This window comes from Bradyrhizobium ganzhouense, from assembly GCF_049949285.1.
Classification (GTDB): Bacteria; Pseudomonadota; Alphaproteobacteria; order Rhizobiales; family Xanthobacteraceae; genus Bradyrhizobium; species Bradyrhizobium ganzhouense.
Genome location: NZ_CP181318.1, coordinates 1,086,313 through 1,098,813, shown reverse-complemented (window position 1 = coordinate 1,098,813; position 12,501 = coordinate 1,086,313). Strand labels below are relative to the sequence as shown.

Below are 12,501 nucleotides of genomic sequence, written 5' to 3'. Positions count from 1 at the left end.
AGCCATGCGAACGATGCCGGATTGGGCGGCTGCCGACCGAATTTAGGCGAACAATTCCTGTCATCTTCGGAAATCGGCGGCGCGACATCTGGAATAGTTGCGGTCAAGTCTTTCAAGTCGGGCTCCTCCGGCCTAAATTATGCTTGCTTCGCGCGTCGTTCCGCAACCACAGCGGAGCGATGCTCTCAGCCAGGAGAACTCCATGCCCGCCTTGACCGAATGGAGAGTGCCGCCGGCCAATCAGCCGCGTGCGAGCGATTACGGGTTCGATCTCGACCGTGCCCTCGCCTCCGTCGTCGGCCTGCACGCCATCATCCCGCCGGACGCCTTCAGCGCCGAAACGCTAGGCACCGAGCGCGCCGGCAACGGCGTCGTCATCGACGACGGGCTGGTGCTCACCATCGGCTATCTCATTACCGAAGCGGAATCTGTCTGGCTTCACCTCGGCGACGGGCGCGTGGTGGAGGGACATGTGCTCGGCTTCGATGCCGTCACCGGCTTCGGCCTGGTGCAGGCGCTCGGCCGGCTCGACATCGAGCCGCTGCCGCTCGGCTCGTCGGCGAAGACCCGGCTCGGCGACCGCGTCGTGGTCGGTGGCGCCGGGGGCCGCACGCGATCGGTCGCGAGCCAGATTGTCGCCAAGCAGGAATTCGCCGGTTACTGGGAGTATCTGCTCGACGAGGCATTGTTCACCTATCCCGCCCATCCGAATTGGGGCGGAACCGGACTGATCAACGAGCGCGGCGAACTGATCGGCATCGGCTCGCTCCAGCTCGAGCGAGAACGCGACGACAAGGCCGAGCATGTCAACATGATCGTACCGATCGATCTGTTGAAGCCGATCCTCGACGACCTCCGCAAGTTCGGCCGCGTCAACAAGCCGGCACGCCCGTGGCTCGGACTCTATTCGACCGAGATCGACAACCGCGTCGTGGTGATCGGGATCTCCGCCAACGGTCCCGCCGCGCGCGCGGAGCTCAAGACCGGCGACGTCATTCTTGCCGTGGATGGCGACAAGGTCACGAGCCAGACGGCGTTCTACAAGAAGATGTGGGCCCTCGGCGCCGCCGGCGTCGACGTGCCTCTCACCGTGCATCATCAAGGCACCGCGCATCATGAAGGCGTCACCTTCGACGTCACGGTGACATCGACCGACCGCTTCAAGCTCCTGAAAGCGCCGAAGCTGCACTGATCCAGGCAGAGGAGCAGCAATGACCGAGGCCGTCGTCGACGACATCGTGGCCGTGCTGCCACCATTGCTCAATGCGCTCGAGGCGCTCGGCTTCTTCGCCCGGCATTTGCATCCGCCTGCCTTTGCCACGGTGATGAACGCCATCGGCGCGCCGGACGATGCGCTACAGGCGGCACATGCAGCGATCGGCGCATGGCCTGAGCAATTCGTCGAACTGCGCGAGCGGCTCGATCGCGCCTGCAACGAGACGCTCGCCGCCTTTGCCGGCATCCGCGACGTCGAGCGCGGCAACGGCGATCTCGTTGCGGTGTTCCGCGCGCTGCGCCATCTGCCGCGCGCACAGGAGGCGCTGTATCCGCTGTCGGTGCAATTTCCACCGGTGAGCAACTTCTTCCTCAACACCGCCAATCGCGAGAATGGTGAGCTGCTGGCGCGTCTGGAAGTCGGCGCCAGCGAGGACACCGGCATCTTCCACGATCACAACGAGCCCGGCAGCCGCGGTGGCTTCTCGGTCTATGTTCCCGAATATTACACGCCCGATCGCAGCTGGCCTCTGGTGACGGCGCTGCATGGCGGCAGCGGCAACGGACGTGGCTTTCTGTGGGGCTGGCTGCGCGATGCCCGCAGCCTTGGCGCGATCCTGGTGGCGCCGACCGCGACCGGACAGACCTGGGCGCTGATGGGCGACGACACCGACACGCCCAACCTGATGCGGATCCTCGAAACCGTGCGCGGCCGCTGGTCGATCGATACCTCACGGATGCTGCTGACCGGCATGAGCGACGGCGGCACGTTCTGCTACGTCAGCGGGCTCGACGGCGCCTCACCCTTCACTCATCTCGCCCCGGTGTCCGCGACCTTCCATCCGCTGATGGCGGAGATGGCCGACGCCACGCGCCTGCAGCGCCTGCCGATCTTCATCACCCACGGCAAGCTCGACTGGATGTTTCCGGTGCAGACCGCACGGCAGACCCAAGCGGCACTTACCGCCGCCGGCGCCGACGTGACCTACCGCGAGATCGACGATCTCAGCCACACTTATCCGCACGAGATCAACGCGGAGCTGCTGCAATGGCTGAATGAGGGATGAGCGCCGTCACAAGAGGCCAGACTTCAGTGACACGTCCGGCAGGTGACCAACCCGATCTCGCGCCTCTCGCAGTATCTGACGATCGGCAGCACTCAGGCTGCGAAGATCTCCATCCTCAAAGAAGCCTATCGCGCGGAGCGCCTGCGCGGGCTCCCCGTCAAACATTTCCTTGAAAGCTGCAAGCCCGCGTGGCAGCGCGATGCCCGACGAAATCATCTCGGCGATGTCCCGATAGTCTTTGGCCTCGGCGCGATCGAGCGTGGCCTTGAGTTTAGTGGCCAGCAAATCTTCGAGCGACGCCACGAGGATTATCCCATCGGTCGTCTGCGTCGGATCATTGACCCGCCCGAACCCGATACGACCGAAGAAAGAGACCTTCACCGAGCCCGAAGGCATGTCTGCCAAGACCACCAATGTATTAGGCGCATCCTGAAGGACAGCTGCGCTTTTGATGAAGCCGAACTCAGTCCGGATCTGCTCTTTGTCGAGCGGAGCTGAGCAAAAGAAATCGAAATCGAGCGACTCTCGATGTCCGAGTTGAAGCGCAACCGCCGTTCCGCCGTAGAGGACGAACTGCAGGCGCGGGGCGGGAGCAAGTAAGGGCCAAATTTCGCGCTGAGCGGCAGGCAGGATCGACCGTTTCGGCTCAAAGCGTCGCGGCATCGAACGCCCTTCGCGGAGCCTTCTCCGCCAACACCACCCCCGTCGCGTAGGAAAGGCGCCCGCGCCAAAATTCCCAGGAGCGATCGCTGAACCAGCCCGGCTCGGCGTGCAACATGACGTCGACGAGGTACGCCTCCCCTAACACAGCCTCCAACTGGAGAATGTCATCATACGTCCCGAGGTTCATGATTTGCGCAATGACGCGACCTTTGGAAAACGGACTACCGTCGACCGGCCGCCACCAGAAATATTTGCGGCCGAGCTCGTCGATCAGGCTTTGGGCGGCGGCGTTTGTCATCCGTTTGAGTATACCGCGTCTACCTGCCTTTATCCACGATCATGGGGCCGATCCGGTCCAAATTAACCTCTCAACTGCGAGCGGAACCGTCCTTGGCAGCCGACGTTATCCGCCCGTCACCGGAGGTTCGCGATGCAGACGTTTTTCGGAATGATTTTGGGTGCGCTGCTGCTCGGCTGCGGCGTGTATGTCTATGACTCCATGCAGACGTCGTCCGTCGCCAATGGCGAGGTCGCGACTGCCAATCGCACCATCGTGAACTGGGATGTCGCGAAGGCCGACTGGAATGCGCTGCAGGACCGCGCGCACAAGGACTGGGTCCGGATCTCGTCCAAGTAACTGCGATCGACCAGACATGGACAAGGCGCCGTCGCATCCGCGGCGGCGCCTTTGTCGTGGCTGCTCAGCGCAGCGCGTAGTTCAGTTCATCTTGGCCTTGCGGGCATCCGCGATGACCTGTTCGAACTCGGCCATGCTGAGCACGCCAGGCACGCGGTACTTGCCGACGATGAAGGACGGCGTGCCGCGGAAGCCGAAGGCTTCTGCCTGCTCGTTGTTGCGCTTGAGGATACCGTCGATGTCCTTGGCGTGCGCGGTGAGGTCGCTCTTGAGACGGTCCATGTCGACGCCGGCAGCCGCGAGCAGCTCGTTGACGCGCGACTCGGTCAGGCGCGAGCTGACGCCCATCATGGCGTCGTGGGCCTTATGGTACTTGTCCTGGTATTTCGCGGCGAGCGCGATCCGGGCGGCCGTCACCGAGACGGGCCCGAGGATCGGCCAGTCTTTCAAAACCAGCCTGACCTTGCCGTCGTCCTGGATGACCTGGCGCAGCTCGGGTTCAAGCTTGCGGCAATAGGGACAATTGTAGTCGGACCACTCGATGATGCTGATGTTGCCATCGGGATTGCCGGCAACGGGGACATCGGGATCGCGCAGCACCTTGGCTTCGGTGAGCACTTCGTCATCACCGGTGGCTGCGCGCGCCAAGGTCATACCGCCAGCCGCGAAGACGCCTGCCCCGATCAACGTCAGCGCCGCGCGGCGCGTCGGCCCGAGGCGACCATTAAGGCCCCTAGTCCTGAATCCAGTCATATCTTGTCCCGTTTCGGTCCCATCACCGCAATTACGGCTCAGCACCGGGAAGTGTTACGCCCCATATAGAGTGTTGCGGGGGCGATGTCATCGCACCAGCAGCGTGGCCACCAAAGGGACCAGGAACGAGGTCACCAGAGCGTTGAGGCTCATGGCGATGCCGGAGAAGACACCGGCGATCTCGTCGACCTGGAACGCGCGAGCCGTCCCGATGCCGTGCGCGGCAAGGCCGGCAGCAAAGCCGCGGGCGCGGAAATCGGTCACGCCGGTGCGGTTCATCAGCGGTGTGACGATGATCGCGCCCATGATGCCGGTGAGGATCACCGCAACCGCCGCCAGCGAAGGATCCGCGTGCAGGGATTCGGCGATGCCCATCGCAACACCGGCCGTGACCGATTTCGGCGCCAGCGACAGCACCACGTCGCGCGGCAGGCCGGCAAGCTGGGCCAGCAGCACGACCGACACCACCGCAGTGGCTGAGCCCGCGACCAGCGCCACCAGCATTGGCACGATGGAACTAACCACCCGCTTGCGGTTCTCGTAGAGCGGCACGGCGAGTGCGACGGTGGCGGGCCCGAGCAGGAAGTGCACGAACTGCGCGCCGGCGAAATAGGTGGTGTAGGACGTACCTGTCGCGAGCAGGAACACGCCGATGATCCACATCGCATGCAGCACGGGATTGGCAAGCGGATGCCGCCGCGTCGCCAGCGACACCGCATCCGTGGCCGCATAGACCGACAGCGTCACCGTCAACCAGAGCAGCGGCGATTGCGAGAGATAGACCCAGAGCGAGAACGGGTTGTCCTTCATTGGGCGTCCTGCTGCCTCAACAGGCGGCTGATCAGACGGAAGGTCAGGACGGTCACGAGCAAGGTGAGGACCACTGAGAGCGCGAGCACCAGGACGATGGCGATGCCGTGGGATGCAAGCAGGTCGAGTTCTTGCACGACGCCGACGCCGGCAGGCACGAACAGTAGCGACAGATGAGCCAGCAGGCCCTTGCTGGCGGTCTCAACGCCGTCGTTTCGCAGCGGTCCGCGCGCGAGCAACGCAAAGCGGTCGCGAGCAAGCAGCAGGATCAGAAGCAGCAGCAGGCCGAGCACGGGTCCCGGCAGCGGCAGGCCGAGGCCGTGGACCACGGCCTCGCCGATCAATTGGCAGAGCAGGATGAGGCTGAGACTCGCAAGCATGACGCATCAAGGGATGCGTCGCCGGGCTTGTCAATTGGCGCGCTAGGCGGGGGCCGCAACGCGGGGCAGCATCGCCATCAGCGTGCCGGTCATCGTTGCGATCAGCGTGGTTTTGCCCTGGTGCTCGGCAAACGCCTTGGCCTCGCAGAATGTCAACGTACGGCCAGGCTTGACCACCTCGGCCTTGAACACAAAACGCTCGCCGCGGGCGGGGGCGAGCAGCGTGGTCTTGAACTCGACCGTGAGGATATCGGCCTCGGACGGCATCAGCGTGAAGGCGGCGACGCCGCAGGAATTGTCGAGCCCGGCGGTGATGATGCCGGCATGGACAAAACCGTTCTGCTGCGTGAGTTCAGGTGAATGCAGCATCGCCAGCTCGACCTCGCCCGGCGCGAGGCCGACGATCACGATGCCAAGCGTGCGCATCGCCGGCTGGCGCTCGAACATCGCGATGGCCGCCGCACGATAGCCAGGGTTTTTCGGCTCGAACGCAGCCATTGCAATTTCCTGCCCCATGATTTTTGATACAGTAGCGTATCAACTCCTTCCCGCGTTAGCAATACGGCACCGTATCAAGAACCGGTGAGGCTTCCTTCATGAACGACGGCAAGGGCGATGTCTGGGTCGAGGCAGGGTTTAGCGAGCTTGCCCGCGCAGGTGTCGAGGGGGTGCGGGTCGAGGTGCTCGCCAAGAATTTGGGCGTCACCAAGGGCGGCTTCTACCGGCGCTTCGCCGACCGCGCCGCGCTACTCGAGGCCATGCTGGTGCACTGGCGCGAGGGGCGCTCGGCATCAATCGCACAGCAGACCAGCCTCGACGGGCAAGAGCCCCGCGAGCGGCTGAGGGCGTTAATCCAGATCTATTCCGAGCGGCTCAATCCGGAGGGCATGGCGATCGAGCTCGCGATCCGGCAGTGGGCCCGTTCCGACGAGGGCGCCGCTGCCACGGTGGCGAGCGTGGATGCGGCGCGGCTCAAGCACGTTGCCGGGCTCTATCGCGCGACCGGCCTCGAGACCGAGGAGGCCGAGGCGCAGGCCTTCCTGTTCTATTGCTTCATTTTCGGCCAGAGTCTCTTGTTCGTCGAGCGCGGCCCGCGCAAGCGGTCGCAGCTCGTGGCGAAATCGGCCGAGAAACTGTTGGACTAAGCAAAATGGCCGGAGCTCGGCTCCGGCCATCGCATCATTTCGAAGCTCAGGCGGCGCCCTTCAGCTTCTTGTTGCATTCGCTGTAATAGCCGCCGCCCTTCTCGATCCACTTCATGCCGCCATTGCCGTTGGTGGTCTTGTTGGCGTTGTACTGATCGACGCAGGTATGGAGGCGAGCCTTGCCGGCGCTCTCCTTGGCATATTTCGCGTCGACCGCGTTCGGGAAGACAGCGTTGCCCATCGGCATGGTCGGCATTGTCGACGCCGGGGCGGCTGCGGGGGCCGCCTCCTTCTTGGCCTGCTTGGGCTCGGCAGCAGGCGGAGGGGCAGCTGGGGCGGCCGCGGTCGGCGCGGCGGCGGGCGTTGCATCGGCGCCGCACTGGGCCTTGCGGAAGTCATTCCACTTCATGGTGCCGAGCGAGCCGTCCTTCTTGGCGGCCTGGTATTTCGCGCTGCACTCTTGCGAGGTCAGCGCCTGCGCCGGCGCAGTAACCATCAGTGCGGCGAATCCCGACACCGCAACTGCACACAACAATTTGGCTTGAATGGTCATCCTTGGTCTCCCTCAGAGAAGCAAAACGAGGACTGCTATCCTAGCGTGCTGGGGACATCCGACAAGGAAGTGATGCTACCTGGCGCTAAAATATAGTGATCGCGCCGTTCAGGATTATTCATGTGGCGTTCAGCAAGGCGGGCCGACGTTCGCGCCCCTCCGCAACTCTCGCAAGAAGAGCCACATCATGACCCTCGCCTCCCGTCTCGCCGTCGTCGCGATCGCCTCCCTGTTCGCCACCGGCACCGCCTTCGCGCAGACCGCCGCGCCGGCCGCCAAGACCGATGCTGCCGCCACCACCGACAAGAAGGCGCCGAAGGAGCACTCGGCCGAGTCGCTCGAATGCTCCAAGCAGGCAGACGCCAAGGGCCTGCATGGCAAGGAGCGCAAGAAATTCCGCTCCGACTGCATCAAGACCGCCAAGGGCGGCGCTATGCCTGCGCCCGCGCCTGCCGCCGACAAGAAGTAAATCCGTCACAATCCTCCCCTCGTCGTTGACGAGAGGCGCACGCATTGCGGCATGACGAGCCTGCAATTGTGCGTCTCTCGCCGATTTGCGATAAGGCGGCGTGAAGCAAATCGCCGCCTCCCTCCCGTTCGAATGGCCGAGCCGTGCCAAGGTTTTGAGCACCGTGGAAACGCTCGTCATCGGCGCGGCCGGTGGACTTGCGTTCCTCGCCGCAGGCCTTCCGGGCGGATTGATCTCGGGATCGATGATTGCGGTCGGAATCGCCGCGATTGCCGGACGCCAACTCTCGGTGCCGCCGCTCCTGACCCAGACGGTGCTGGTGCTGCTCGGCATTTCGCTGGGCTCCGTGGTTTCGCGCCATCTGATCCAGCAGGTCAGCGCCTACCCGCTCACCATCGGGCTCTTGGCTCTCGCGACTTTCTGTTCGACCTTCGGCTCGAGCTACTACCTCCAGCGGATCCATGGCTGGGACCGCACCTCGGCCTTCCTCGCCGGCAGCCCCGGCGCGCTGTCGCAGATAACGATCCTGGCGGTTGAGCGCGGCGCCGACCTGCCGGGCATCGCGGTGGTGCAGACCATGCGCGTGATCATCCTCACGGCGGCACTGCCGATGGTGCTGGCGGTCGCGGGCGTCGCCCCCTCCGTGGCACCGTCGCTGACGACGGCGATTGCCTCACCGCTCGATCTTGTTGAGCTGGTCGCCGCTTCGCTGGCGGCGTCGCTCGTGCTGCGGCTGATCAAGTTTCCGGCGAGCTGGATGTTCGGCGCGATGATCGCCTCCAGCGTGCTTCACGGCGCGGGCTGGGTCGAAGGCGGCCTGCCGAACTGGGTGCGCGGCGTCGCGCTGGTCGGCATCGGCGCGCTGATCGGCAGCCGTTTTGCCCGGATGCGAATCAAGACACTCGCCGGCCATATCAACGCCGCCCTGGGCTCGTTCGCCGTGGCGATCGCCGTCTCCGCCATTTTCGTCGGCATCGTCGCGCTCACCACGCAGGTGAAGTTCTCCGACGTCGTGGTGGCCTTTGCGCCCGGCGCGATGGACGCGATGCTGGCGCTGGCGCTCACGCTGCACATCGATCCGATCTTCGTCGGCGCCCATCACCTCTCGCGCTTCGTGTTCGTGACGATCGCAACGCCGGGCATCGTGCATCTGTTCGGCCGCACGCAGGACGACGTTGACGATTAGCTCTGCTCTGCCGTCGCCTGCCCCTTCAGCGCCGCGACCTGCGCTTCGAGCTCCGCAATCCGCTGGTCCCTCGCAGCCAACGCCGCCGCCACATCCGCGGCGTCGAACTTCTGCGGAATGTGCTGCGGACAGTTGGTGTCCCAGGCCGCTATCTTGAACACGATCACCTGCTCGGGCCGGGCGCGATAGCCTTTCGGCATCAGCGCGTCCGTCAGCGCATCGTCGTTCTCGACCACCCGCGCCTCGCCCCAGATCTTCACCCGGCGGCGATGGGCGTAGTCCATGATGAAAATGTAGGCCTTGGGATTCTCCGAGAGATTGCCCTGAGTCAGATATTGCTGGTTGCCGGCATAGTCGGCGAAGGCGAGCGTCTGCTTGTCCAACACCCTCAGAAACCCCTTCGGGCCGCCGCGGTGCTGGATATAGGGCTGGCCATCGGCCGAGGCGGTGGAGAAGTAGAAGCTGTTGGCCTCCGCCAGGAAGCCAGCCAGCTTCTCGTCGACCTCGGTGCGCCAGCCGTGCTGCTCAGCACGGGCATAGGCCTCGCGCGAGCCCTTGCGGGTCTGGATCGACTTTACGGCCGGGGTAAAGGCCACGTCACTGGCATAGGTGTGAACTGCCGTCATCGGAACATCTCCTGAAGATTCCGGTGCATCTCTGCGTCTTTCGGGGACCAAAATGGCTCCTCCGGGGATCAAAACAATCAGCCTGCTTGACACTTCATCGTTGCAATATATGCAATAATGCTCATGGACCGCCTCGAAGCCATGCATGTCTTCGTCACCGTCGCCGACCTGCGCGGCTTTGCGCCGGCGGCGCGCAAGCTGCGGCTGTCGCCATCGGCGGTGACGCGGCTGATTGCGGCACTTGAGGAGCATCTCGGTGCACGGCTGCTGCAGCGGACCACGCGGCAGGTGAGATTGACCGACGTCGGCACGCGCTATCTGGAACGCGCCCGGCGGATCCTCGCCGACGTCGAGGAGGCCGATGGCTCGGCGCGGGAGGAGCGCAACCGCCCGAGCGGACGTCTCGTGGTGTCGGCCCCGGTCGGCTTCGGCCGGCTGCATGTCGGCCCGGTCATGACCGACTATCTCAAGCGCTATCCCGAGGTCGCCTGCGAACTCAGGCTGTCGGACAATCTCGTCAACCTCGTGGAGGACGCTGTCGATGCCGCGGTACGGATCGGTCATCTCGCCGATTCCTCCCTGGTCGCACGTCAGGTCGGCGAGATGCGGCGGATCACGGTGGCCGCGCCCGGCTATCTGAAGCGCCATAGCGAACCGAGGACGCCGGAAGAGCTGACTGAACATCAGACGATCGCGTTTGGCCCCACGACCAGTTGGCGCTTCCTCCGCGAGGGGCACGAGATCGAGGTGATGCCGTCTCCCCGATTCACCAGCAACAGCGCCGACGCCGCCCTGCAATATGCCGAGGCCGGCGGCGGCATCACGCGCGTGCTGGCCTATCAGGCCGCCGAAGGCCTGAAGCGCGGGCGGCTGAAAATCCTGCTGGCGAAATACGAGCAGCCGGCGCTGCCGATCCATATCGTCTATCCGACCTCGCGCCTGCTCTCGGCCAAGGTGCGCGCATTCATCGATCTCGTGGTGGAGACGGCGGATTGGAGGTTTGGGTGAAGCTCTCGTGTCCCGGACGCGGTGCGGCACGAAGTACTGCTCCGCAGAGCCGGGACCCAGGAGGCCACACCGAAAGCTGCGGATGGATGGGCCCCGGCTTTGCAGCGCACCGCTGAAGAAGCGCTGCGCTGCGTCCGGGGCACGAGAGAGCGTTAGCCTTTCTTGGGCACCACCCGGAACGTGCCGCTGGCCCGCGCGATCACGACGCCGTCTGCCTTGATCAGGCTCTGCGCGAAGCAGATCGTCTTGCCGGTCTTGATCACATCGCTCTCGATCGAACACCATTGGCCGATCTCGGCTGAGCCGACGAAATCGATCGACAGCGAGACCGTCACGAACGACGTGGTCCAGTTCGTCGCCTGCGCGCAGCTATAGCCCATGGCATTGTCGGCGAGCGCCGTGATCAGGCCGCCATGGATCAGGCCGCGGCCATTGGTGTGCGGCCGTGCCAGCCGCAGACCAATGATGACGGCCCTCTCAGTTTTCCTTGCGTAGATCGGCTCCCAGGGTTCGGTGAGCGGGCTCTTACGGGAAAGCGGCTCGAAGCCGTCAGGGATGGCGGTGTCGGTCATGCGTGTCTCGCGTCGCGGTTGGGTTACCAGCATTGAACGCGATGTGGATGACAGTTTCACCGCCTACAAAGTTTTAAACGTGATTTGCGCGGGTGTTTGAAACGGGCACTCCCGTCATTGCGAGCAGCGAAGCGACGAAGCAATCCAGAATCCTTCCACGGAGACAGTCTGGATAGCTTCGCTCGCAATGACGGAGTATGTGGCGATGGCCCCGACTAAAACGGCAAGCCCACATAATTCTCCGACAGCGACGTCATCGCAGCCTGCGACTGCGTGACGTAGTCCAACTCGGCGATCTGGATGCGCGCGCCGATGCTGCCGTTATCAGGGAATTTATGCAGCATCGAAGTCATCCACCAGGAGAAGCGCACGGCCTTCCAGACCCGCGCAAGCGCCTTGGCGGAATACGCATCGATGCCGGCGCTGGATTTCTCGTCGTAGAATTCGCGGAGCGCGCTCGACAGATAATGGGCGTCGCTTGCGGCCAGGTTCAGCCCCTTGGCCCCGGTCGGCGGCACGATGTGAGCGGCATCGCCGCACAGGAACATCTTGCCGAAGCGCATCGGCTCGGCGACGAAGCTGCGCAAGGGTGCGATGCTCTTCTCGATCGAGGGGCCGGTGATGAGACTGTCGGCGGCCTCCTGGTCGAGCCGGCGCTTCAATTCGTCCCAGAAGCGGTCGTCCGGCCACTGATCGACATGGTCGTCGAGCGAGCACTGCACGTAATGCCGGCTGCGCTTCGCCGAGCGCATGGTGCAGAGCGCAAAGCCCCGTGCATGGTTGGAATAGATCAGCTCGTGGCTGACCGGCGGCGTCTCGGACAAAATGCCGAGCCAGCCGAACGGATAGACCCGCTCGAACTCCTCGATCGCCGATGCCGGGACGCTGGCGCGGCTGACGCCGTGAAAGCCGTCGCAGCCGGCGATGAAGTCGCAATCGAGCGTGTGGGTGACGCCGTTCTTGACCCAGGTTACGCGCGGGTGACCGCCATCGAAATCATGCGGCTGCACATCCTTGGCTTCGTAGACGGTGGTGAGGCCGGCGGCTTTCCGCGCGTTCATCAGGTCGAGCGTGACCTCGGTCTGGCCATAGATCATGACCGTCTTGCCGGTCGCGGCCTTCATGTCGATGCGATGACGGCGGCCGGCGAAGGCGAGCTCGATGCCTTCATGCAGCAGGCCTTCCGCATGCGCGCGCGCGCCGGCGCCGATCTGGTCGAGCAGCCCGACCGTTCCCTCCTCCAGGAGGCCGGCGCGGATGCGGCCCAGCACGTAATCCGGGCTCTGCCGCTCAAGAATGAAATTGTCGATGCCGTATTTGTGCAGAAGTTGCCCAAGCAACAATCCTGCCGGCCCGGCTCCGATGATTGCGACTTTTGTCCGCAATACTTGCTCCTCCCGATCCTGTAGGCTTTCGC

The 12,501-nt window shown here is 64.2% G+C and carries 17 protein-coding genes; 7 read left to right on the top strand and 10 right to left on the bottom strand.

The window, feature by feature from the left end; all coding sequences use genetic code 11:
- Nucleotides 1-202: 202 nt before the first annotated feature.
- Both ACLFLU_RS05135 and ACLFLU_RS05130 read left to right on the top strand, forming a co-directional pair.
- Nucleotides 203-1,192 carry a S1C family serine protease gene (locus ACLFLU_RS05135; protein ID WP_426411250.1) on the top strand — a complete coding sequence of 330 codons (990 nt, stop codon included), beginning with the start codon at nt 203-205 and terminating at the stop codon, nt 1,190-1,192.
- A 19-nt stretch (nt 1,193-1,211) separates the two neighbouring features.
- A complete protein-coding gene (locus ACLFLU_RS05130) occupies nt 1,212-2,282 on the top strand; it encodes a phospholipase (RefSeq protein ID WP_426411249.1) in 1,071 nt (356 codons plus the stop codon).
- A gap of 6 nt (nt 2,283-2,288) precedes the next feature.
- Here ACLFLU_RS05130 and ACLFLU_RS05125 read toward each other — a convergent pair whose 3' ends face one another.
- Nucleotides 2,289-2,945, bottom strand: a complete 657-nt coding sequence (locus ACLFLU_RS05125) for a nucleotidyl transferase AbiEii/AbiGii toxin family protein (RefSeq protein WP_426411248.1) — start codon at nt 2,943-2,945, stop codon at nt 2,289-2,291.
- Entirely contained in the window at nt 2,929-3,243 is a 315-nt protein-coding gene (locus ACLFLU_RS05120; protein WP_426411247.1) for a hypothetical protein, read from the bottom strand. The genes ACLFLU_RS05125 and ACLFLU_RS05120 overlap by 17 nt, the downstream gene beginning before the upstream one ends.
- A 132-nt stretch (nt 3,244-3,375) precedes the next feature.
- Here ACLFLU_RS05120 and ACLFLU_RS05115 point away from each other — a divergent pair, with 132 nt between their 5' ends.
- A complete protein-coding gene (locus ACLFLU_RS05115) occupies nt 3,376-3,582 on the top strand; it encodes a hypothetical protein (protein WP_045005422.1) in 207 nt (68 codons plus the stop codon).
- Nucleotides 3,583-3,663: 81 nt separating this feature from the next.
- Here the strand turns inward: ACLFLU_RS05115 and ACLFLU_RS05110 are convergent, their stop codons facing one another.
- From ACLFLU_RS05110 to ACLFLU_RS05095, 4 genes are all read right to left on the bottom strand, one after another.
- Complete coding sequence (locus ACLFLU_RS05110) at nt 3,664-4,335, bottom strand: DsbA family protein (protein ID WP_426411246.1); 672 nt, start codon at nt 4,333-4,335, stop codon at nt 3,664-3,666.
- Nucleotides 4,336-4,422: 87 nt separating this feature from the next.
- Complete coding sequence (locus ACLFLU_RS05105) at nt 4,423-5,145, bottom strand: LrgB family protein (protein WP_426411245.1); 723 nt, start codon at nt 5,143-5,145, stop codon at nt 4,423-4,425.
- Nucleotides 5,142-5,525 (bottom strand): CidA/LrgA family protein, encoded by a 384-nt coding sequence (locus tag ACLFLU_RS05100; protein WP_426411244.1) that lies wholly within the window; start codon nt 5,523-5,525, stop codon nt 5,142-5,144. Before ACLFLU_RS05100 ends, ACLFLU_RS05105 begins: the two co-directional genes overlap by 4 nt.
- A 42-nt stretch (nt 5,526-5,567) precedes the next feature.
- Nucleotides 5,568-6,023 (bottom strand): PaaI family thioesterase, encoded by a 456-nt coding sequence (locus tag ACLFLU_RS05095; protein WP_426411243.1) that lies wholly within the window; start codon nt 6,021-6,023, stop codon nt 5,568-5,570.
- Nucleotides 6,024-6,121: 98 nt separating this feature from the next.
- Here ACLFLU_RS05095 and ACLFLU_RS05090 point away from each other — a divergent pair, with 98 nt between their 5' ends.
- A complete protein-coding gene (locus ACLFLU_RS05090) occupies nt 6,122-6,670 on the top strand; it encodes a TetR/AcrR family transcriptional regulator (protein ID WP_426411242.1) in 549 nt (182 codons plus the stop codon).
- 46 nt (nt 6,671-6,716) lie between these two features.
- On the opposite strand, the gene ACLFLU_RS05085 is transcribed toward ACLFLU_RS05090, so the two are convergent.
- A complete protein-coding gene (locus ACLFLU_RS05085) occupies nt 6,717-7,223 on the bottom strand; it encodes a hypothetical protein (RefSeq protein WP_426411241.1) in 507 nt (168 codons plus the stop codon).
- 187 nt (nt 7,224-7,410) lie between these two features.
- On the opposite strand from ACLFLU_RS05085, the gene ACLFLU_RS05080 reads away from it, so the two are divergent.
- The gene (locus tag ACLFLU_RS05080; protein ID WP_426411240.1) at nt 7,411-7,692 is read left to right on the top strand and encodes a PsiF family protein; all 282 of its coding nucleotides are present in this window, start codon (nt 7,411-7,413) and stop codon (nt 7,690-7,692) included.
- A 100-nt stretch (nt 7,693-7,792) separates the two neighbouring features.
- The gene (locus ACLFLU_RS05075; RefSeq protein ID WP_426411239.1) at nt 7,793-8,878 is read left to right on the top strand and encodes an AbrB family transcriptional regulator; all 1,086 of its coding nucleotides are present in this window, start codon (nt 7,793-7,795) and stop codon (nt 8,876-8,878) included.
- On the opposite strand, the gene ACLFLU_RS05070 is transcribed toward ACLFLU_RS05075, so the two are convergent.
- Nucleotides 8,875-9,504 (bottom strand): pyridoxamine 5'-phosphate oxidase family protein, encoded by a 630-nt coding sequence (locus ACLFLU_RS05070; RefSeq protein ID WP_426411238.1) that lies wholly within the window; start codon nt 9,502-9,504, stop codon nt 8,875-8,877. The genes ACLFLU_RS05075 and ACLFLU_RS05070 overlap by 4 nt on opposite strands.
- A gap of 123 nt (nt 9,505-9,627) precedes the next feature.
- Between ACLFLU_RS05070 and ACLFLU_RS05065 the strand changes: the two genes are divergently transcribed.
- On the top strand, nt 9,628-10,512 hold the full coding sequence (locus ACLFLU_RS05065) for a LysR family transcriptional regulator (protein WP_426411237.1): 885 nt from the start codon (nt 9,628-9,630) through the stop codon (nt 10,510-10,512).
- A 152-nt stretch (nt 10,513-10,664) separates the two neighbouring features.
- On the opposite strand, the gene ACLFLU_RS05060 is transcribed toward ACLFLU_RS05065, so the two are convergent.
- Together ACLFLU_RS05060 and pobA are read right to left on the bottom strand one after the other, a co-directional pair.
- Nucleotides 10,665-11,084 carry a PaaI family thioesterase gene (locus tag ACLFLU_RS05060; protein WP_426411236.1) on the bottom strand — a complete coding sequence of 140 codons (420 nt, stop codon included), beginning with the start codon at nt 11,082-11,084 and terminating at the stop codon, nt 10,665-10,667.
- A gap of 215 nt (nt 11,085-11,299) precedes the next feature.
- Nucleotides 11,300-12,469, bottom strand: a complete 1,170-nt coding sequence (gene pobA / locus ACLFLU_RS05055) for a 4-hydroxybenzoate 3-monooxygenase (RefSeq protein WP_426411235.1) — start codon at nt 12,467-12,469, stop codon at nt 11,300-11,302.
- Between the last annotated feature and the right edge of the window lie 32 nt (nt 12,470-12,501).

What these genes read in the sequence shown, in the direction of transcription:
- ACLFLU_RS05060 (WP_426411236.1), bottom strand. Translation starts at nt 11,084, where the DNA reads ATGACCGACACCGCCATCCCTGACGGCTTCGAGCCGCTTTCCCGTAAG.
- ACLFLU_RS05080 (WP_426411240.1), top strand. Translation starts at nt 7,411, where the DNA reads ATGACCCTCGCCTCCCGTCTCGCCGTCGTCGCGATCGCCTCCCTGTTC.
- ACLFLU_RS05105 (WP_426411245.1), bottom strand. Translation starts at nt 5,145, where the DNA reads ATGAAGGACAACCCGTTCTCGCTCTGGGTCTATCTCTCGCAATCGCCG.
- ACLFLU_RS05135 (WP_426411250.1), top strand. Translation starts at nt 203, where the DNA reads ATGCCCGCCTTGACCGAATGGAGAGTGCCGCCGGCCAATCAGCCGCGT.
- ACLFLU_RS05090 (WP_426411242.1), top strand. Translation starts at nt 6,122, where the DNA reads ATGAACGACGGCAAGGGCGATGTCTGGGTCGAGGCAGGGTTTAGCGAG.
- ACLFLU_RS05130 (WP_426411249.1), top strand. Translation starts at nt 1,212, where the DNA reads ATGACCGAGGCCGTCGTCGACGACATCGTGGCCGTGCTGCCACCATTG.
- ACLFLU_RS05070 (WP_426411238.1), bottom strand. Translation starts at nt 9,504, where the DNA reads ATGACGGCAGTTCACACCTATGCCAGTGACGTGGCCTTTACCCCGGCC.
- ACLFLU_RS05085 (WP_426411241.1), bottom strand. Translation starts at nt 7,223, where the DNA reads ATGACCATTCAAGCCAAATTGTTGTGTGCAGTTGCGGTGTCGGGATTC.
- ACLFLU_RS05115 (WP_045005422.1), top strand. Translation starts at nt 3,376, where the DNA reads ATGCAGACGTTTTTCGGAATGATTTTGGGTGCGCTGCTGCTCGGCTGC.
- ACLFLU_RS05110 (WP_426411246.1), bottom strand. Translation starts at nt 4,335, where the DNA reads ATGACTGGATTCAGGACTAGGGGCCTTAATGGTCGCCTCGGGCCGACG.
- ACLFLU_RS05120 (WP_426411247.1), bottom strand. Translation starts at nt 3,243, where the DNA reads ATGACAAACGCCGCCGCCCAAAGCCTGATCGACGAGCTCGGCCGCAAA.
- ACLFLU_RS05125 (WP_426411248.1), bottom strand. Translation starts at nt 2,945, where the DNA reads ATGCCGCGACGCTTTGAGCCGAAACGGTCGATCCTGCCTGCCGCTCAG.
- ACLFLU_RS05095 (WP_426411243.1), bottom strand. Translation starts at nt 6,023, where the DNA reads ATGGCTGCGTTCGAGCCGAAAAACCCTGGCTATCGTGCGGCGGCCATC.
- ACLFLU_RS05065 (WP_426411237.1), top strand. Translation starts at nt 9,628, where the DNA reads ATGGACCGCCTCGAAGCCATGCATGTCTTCGTCACCGTCGCCGACCTG.
- ACLFLU_RS05100 (WP_426411244.1), bottom strand. Translation starts at nt 5,525, where the DNA reads ATGCTTGCGAGTCTCAGCCTCATCCTGCTCTGCCAATTGATCGGCGAG.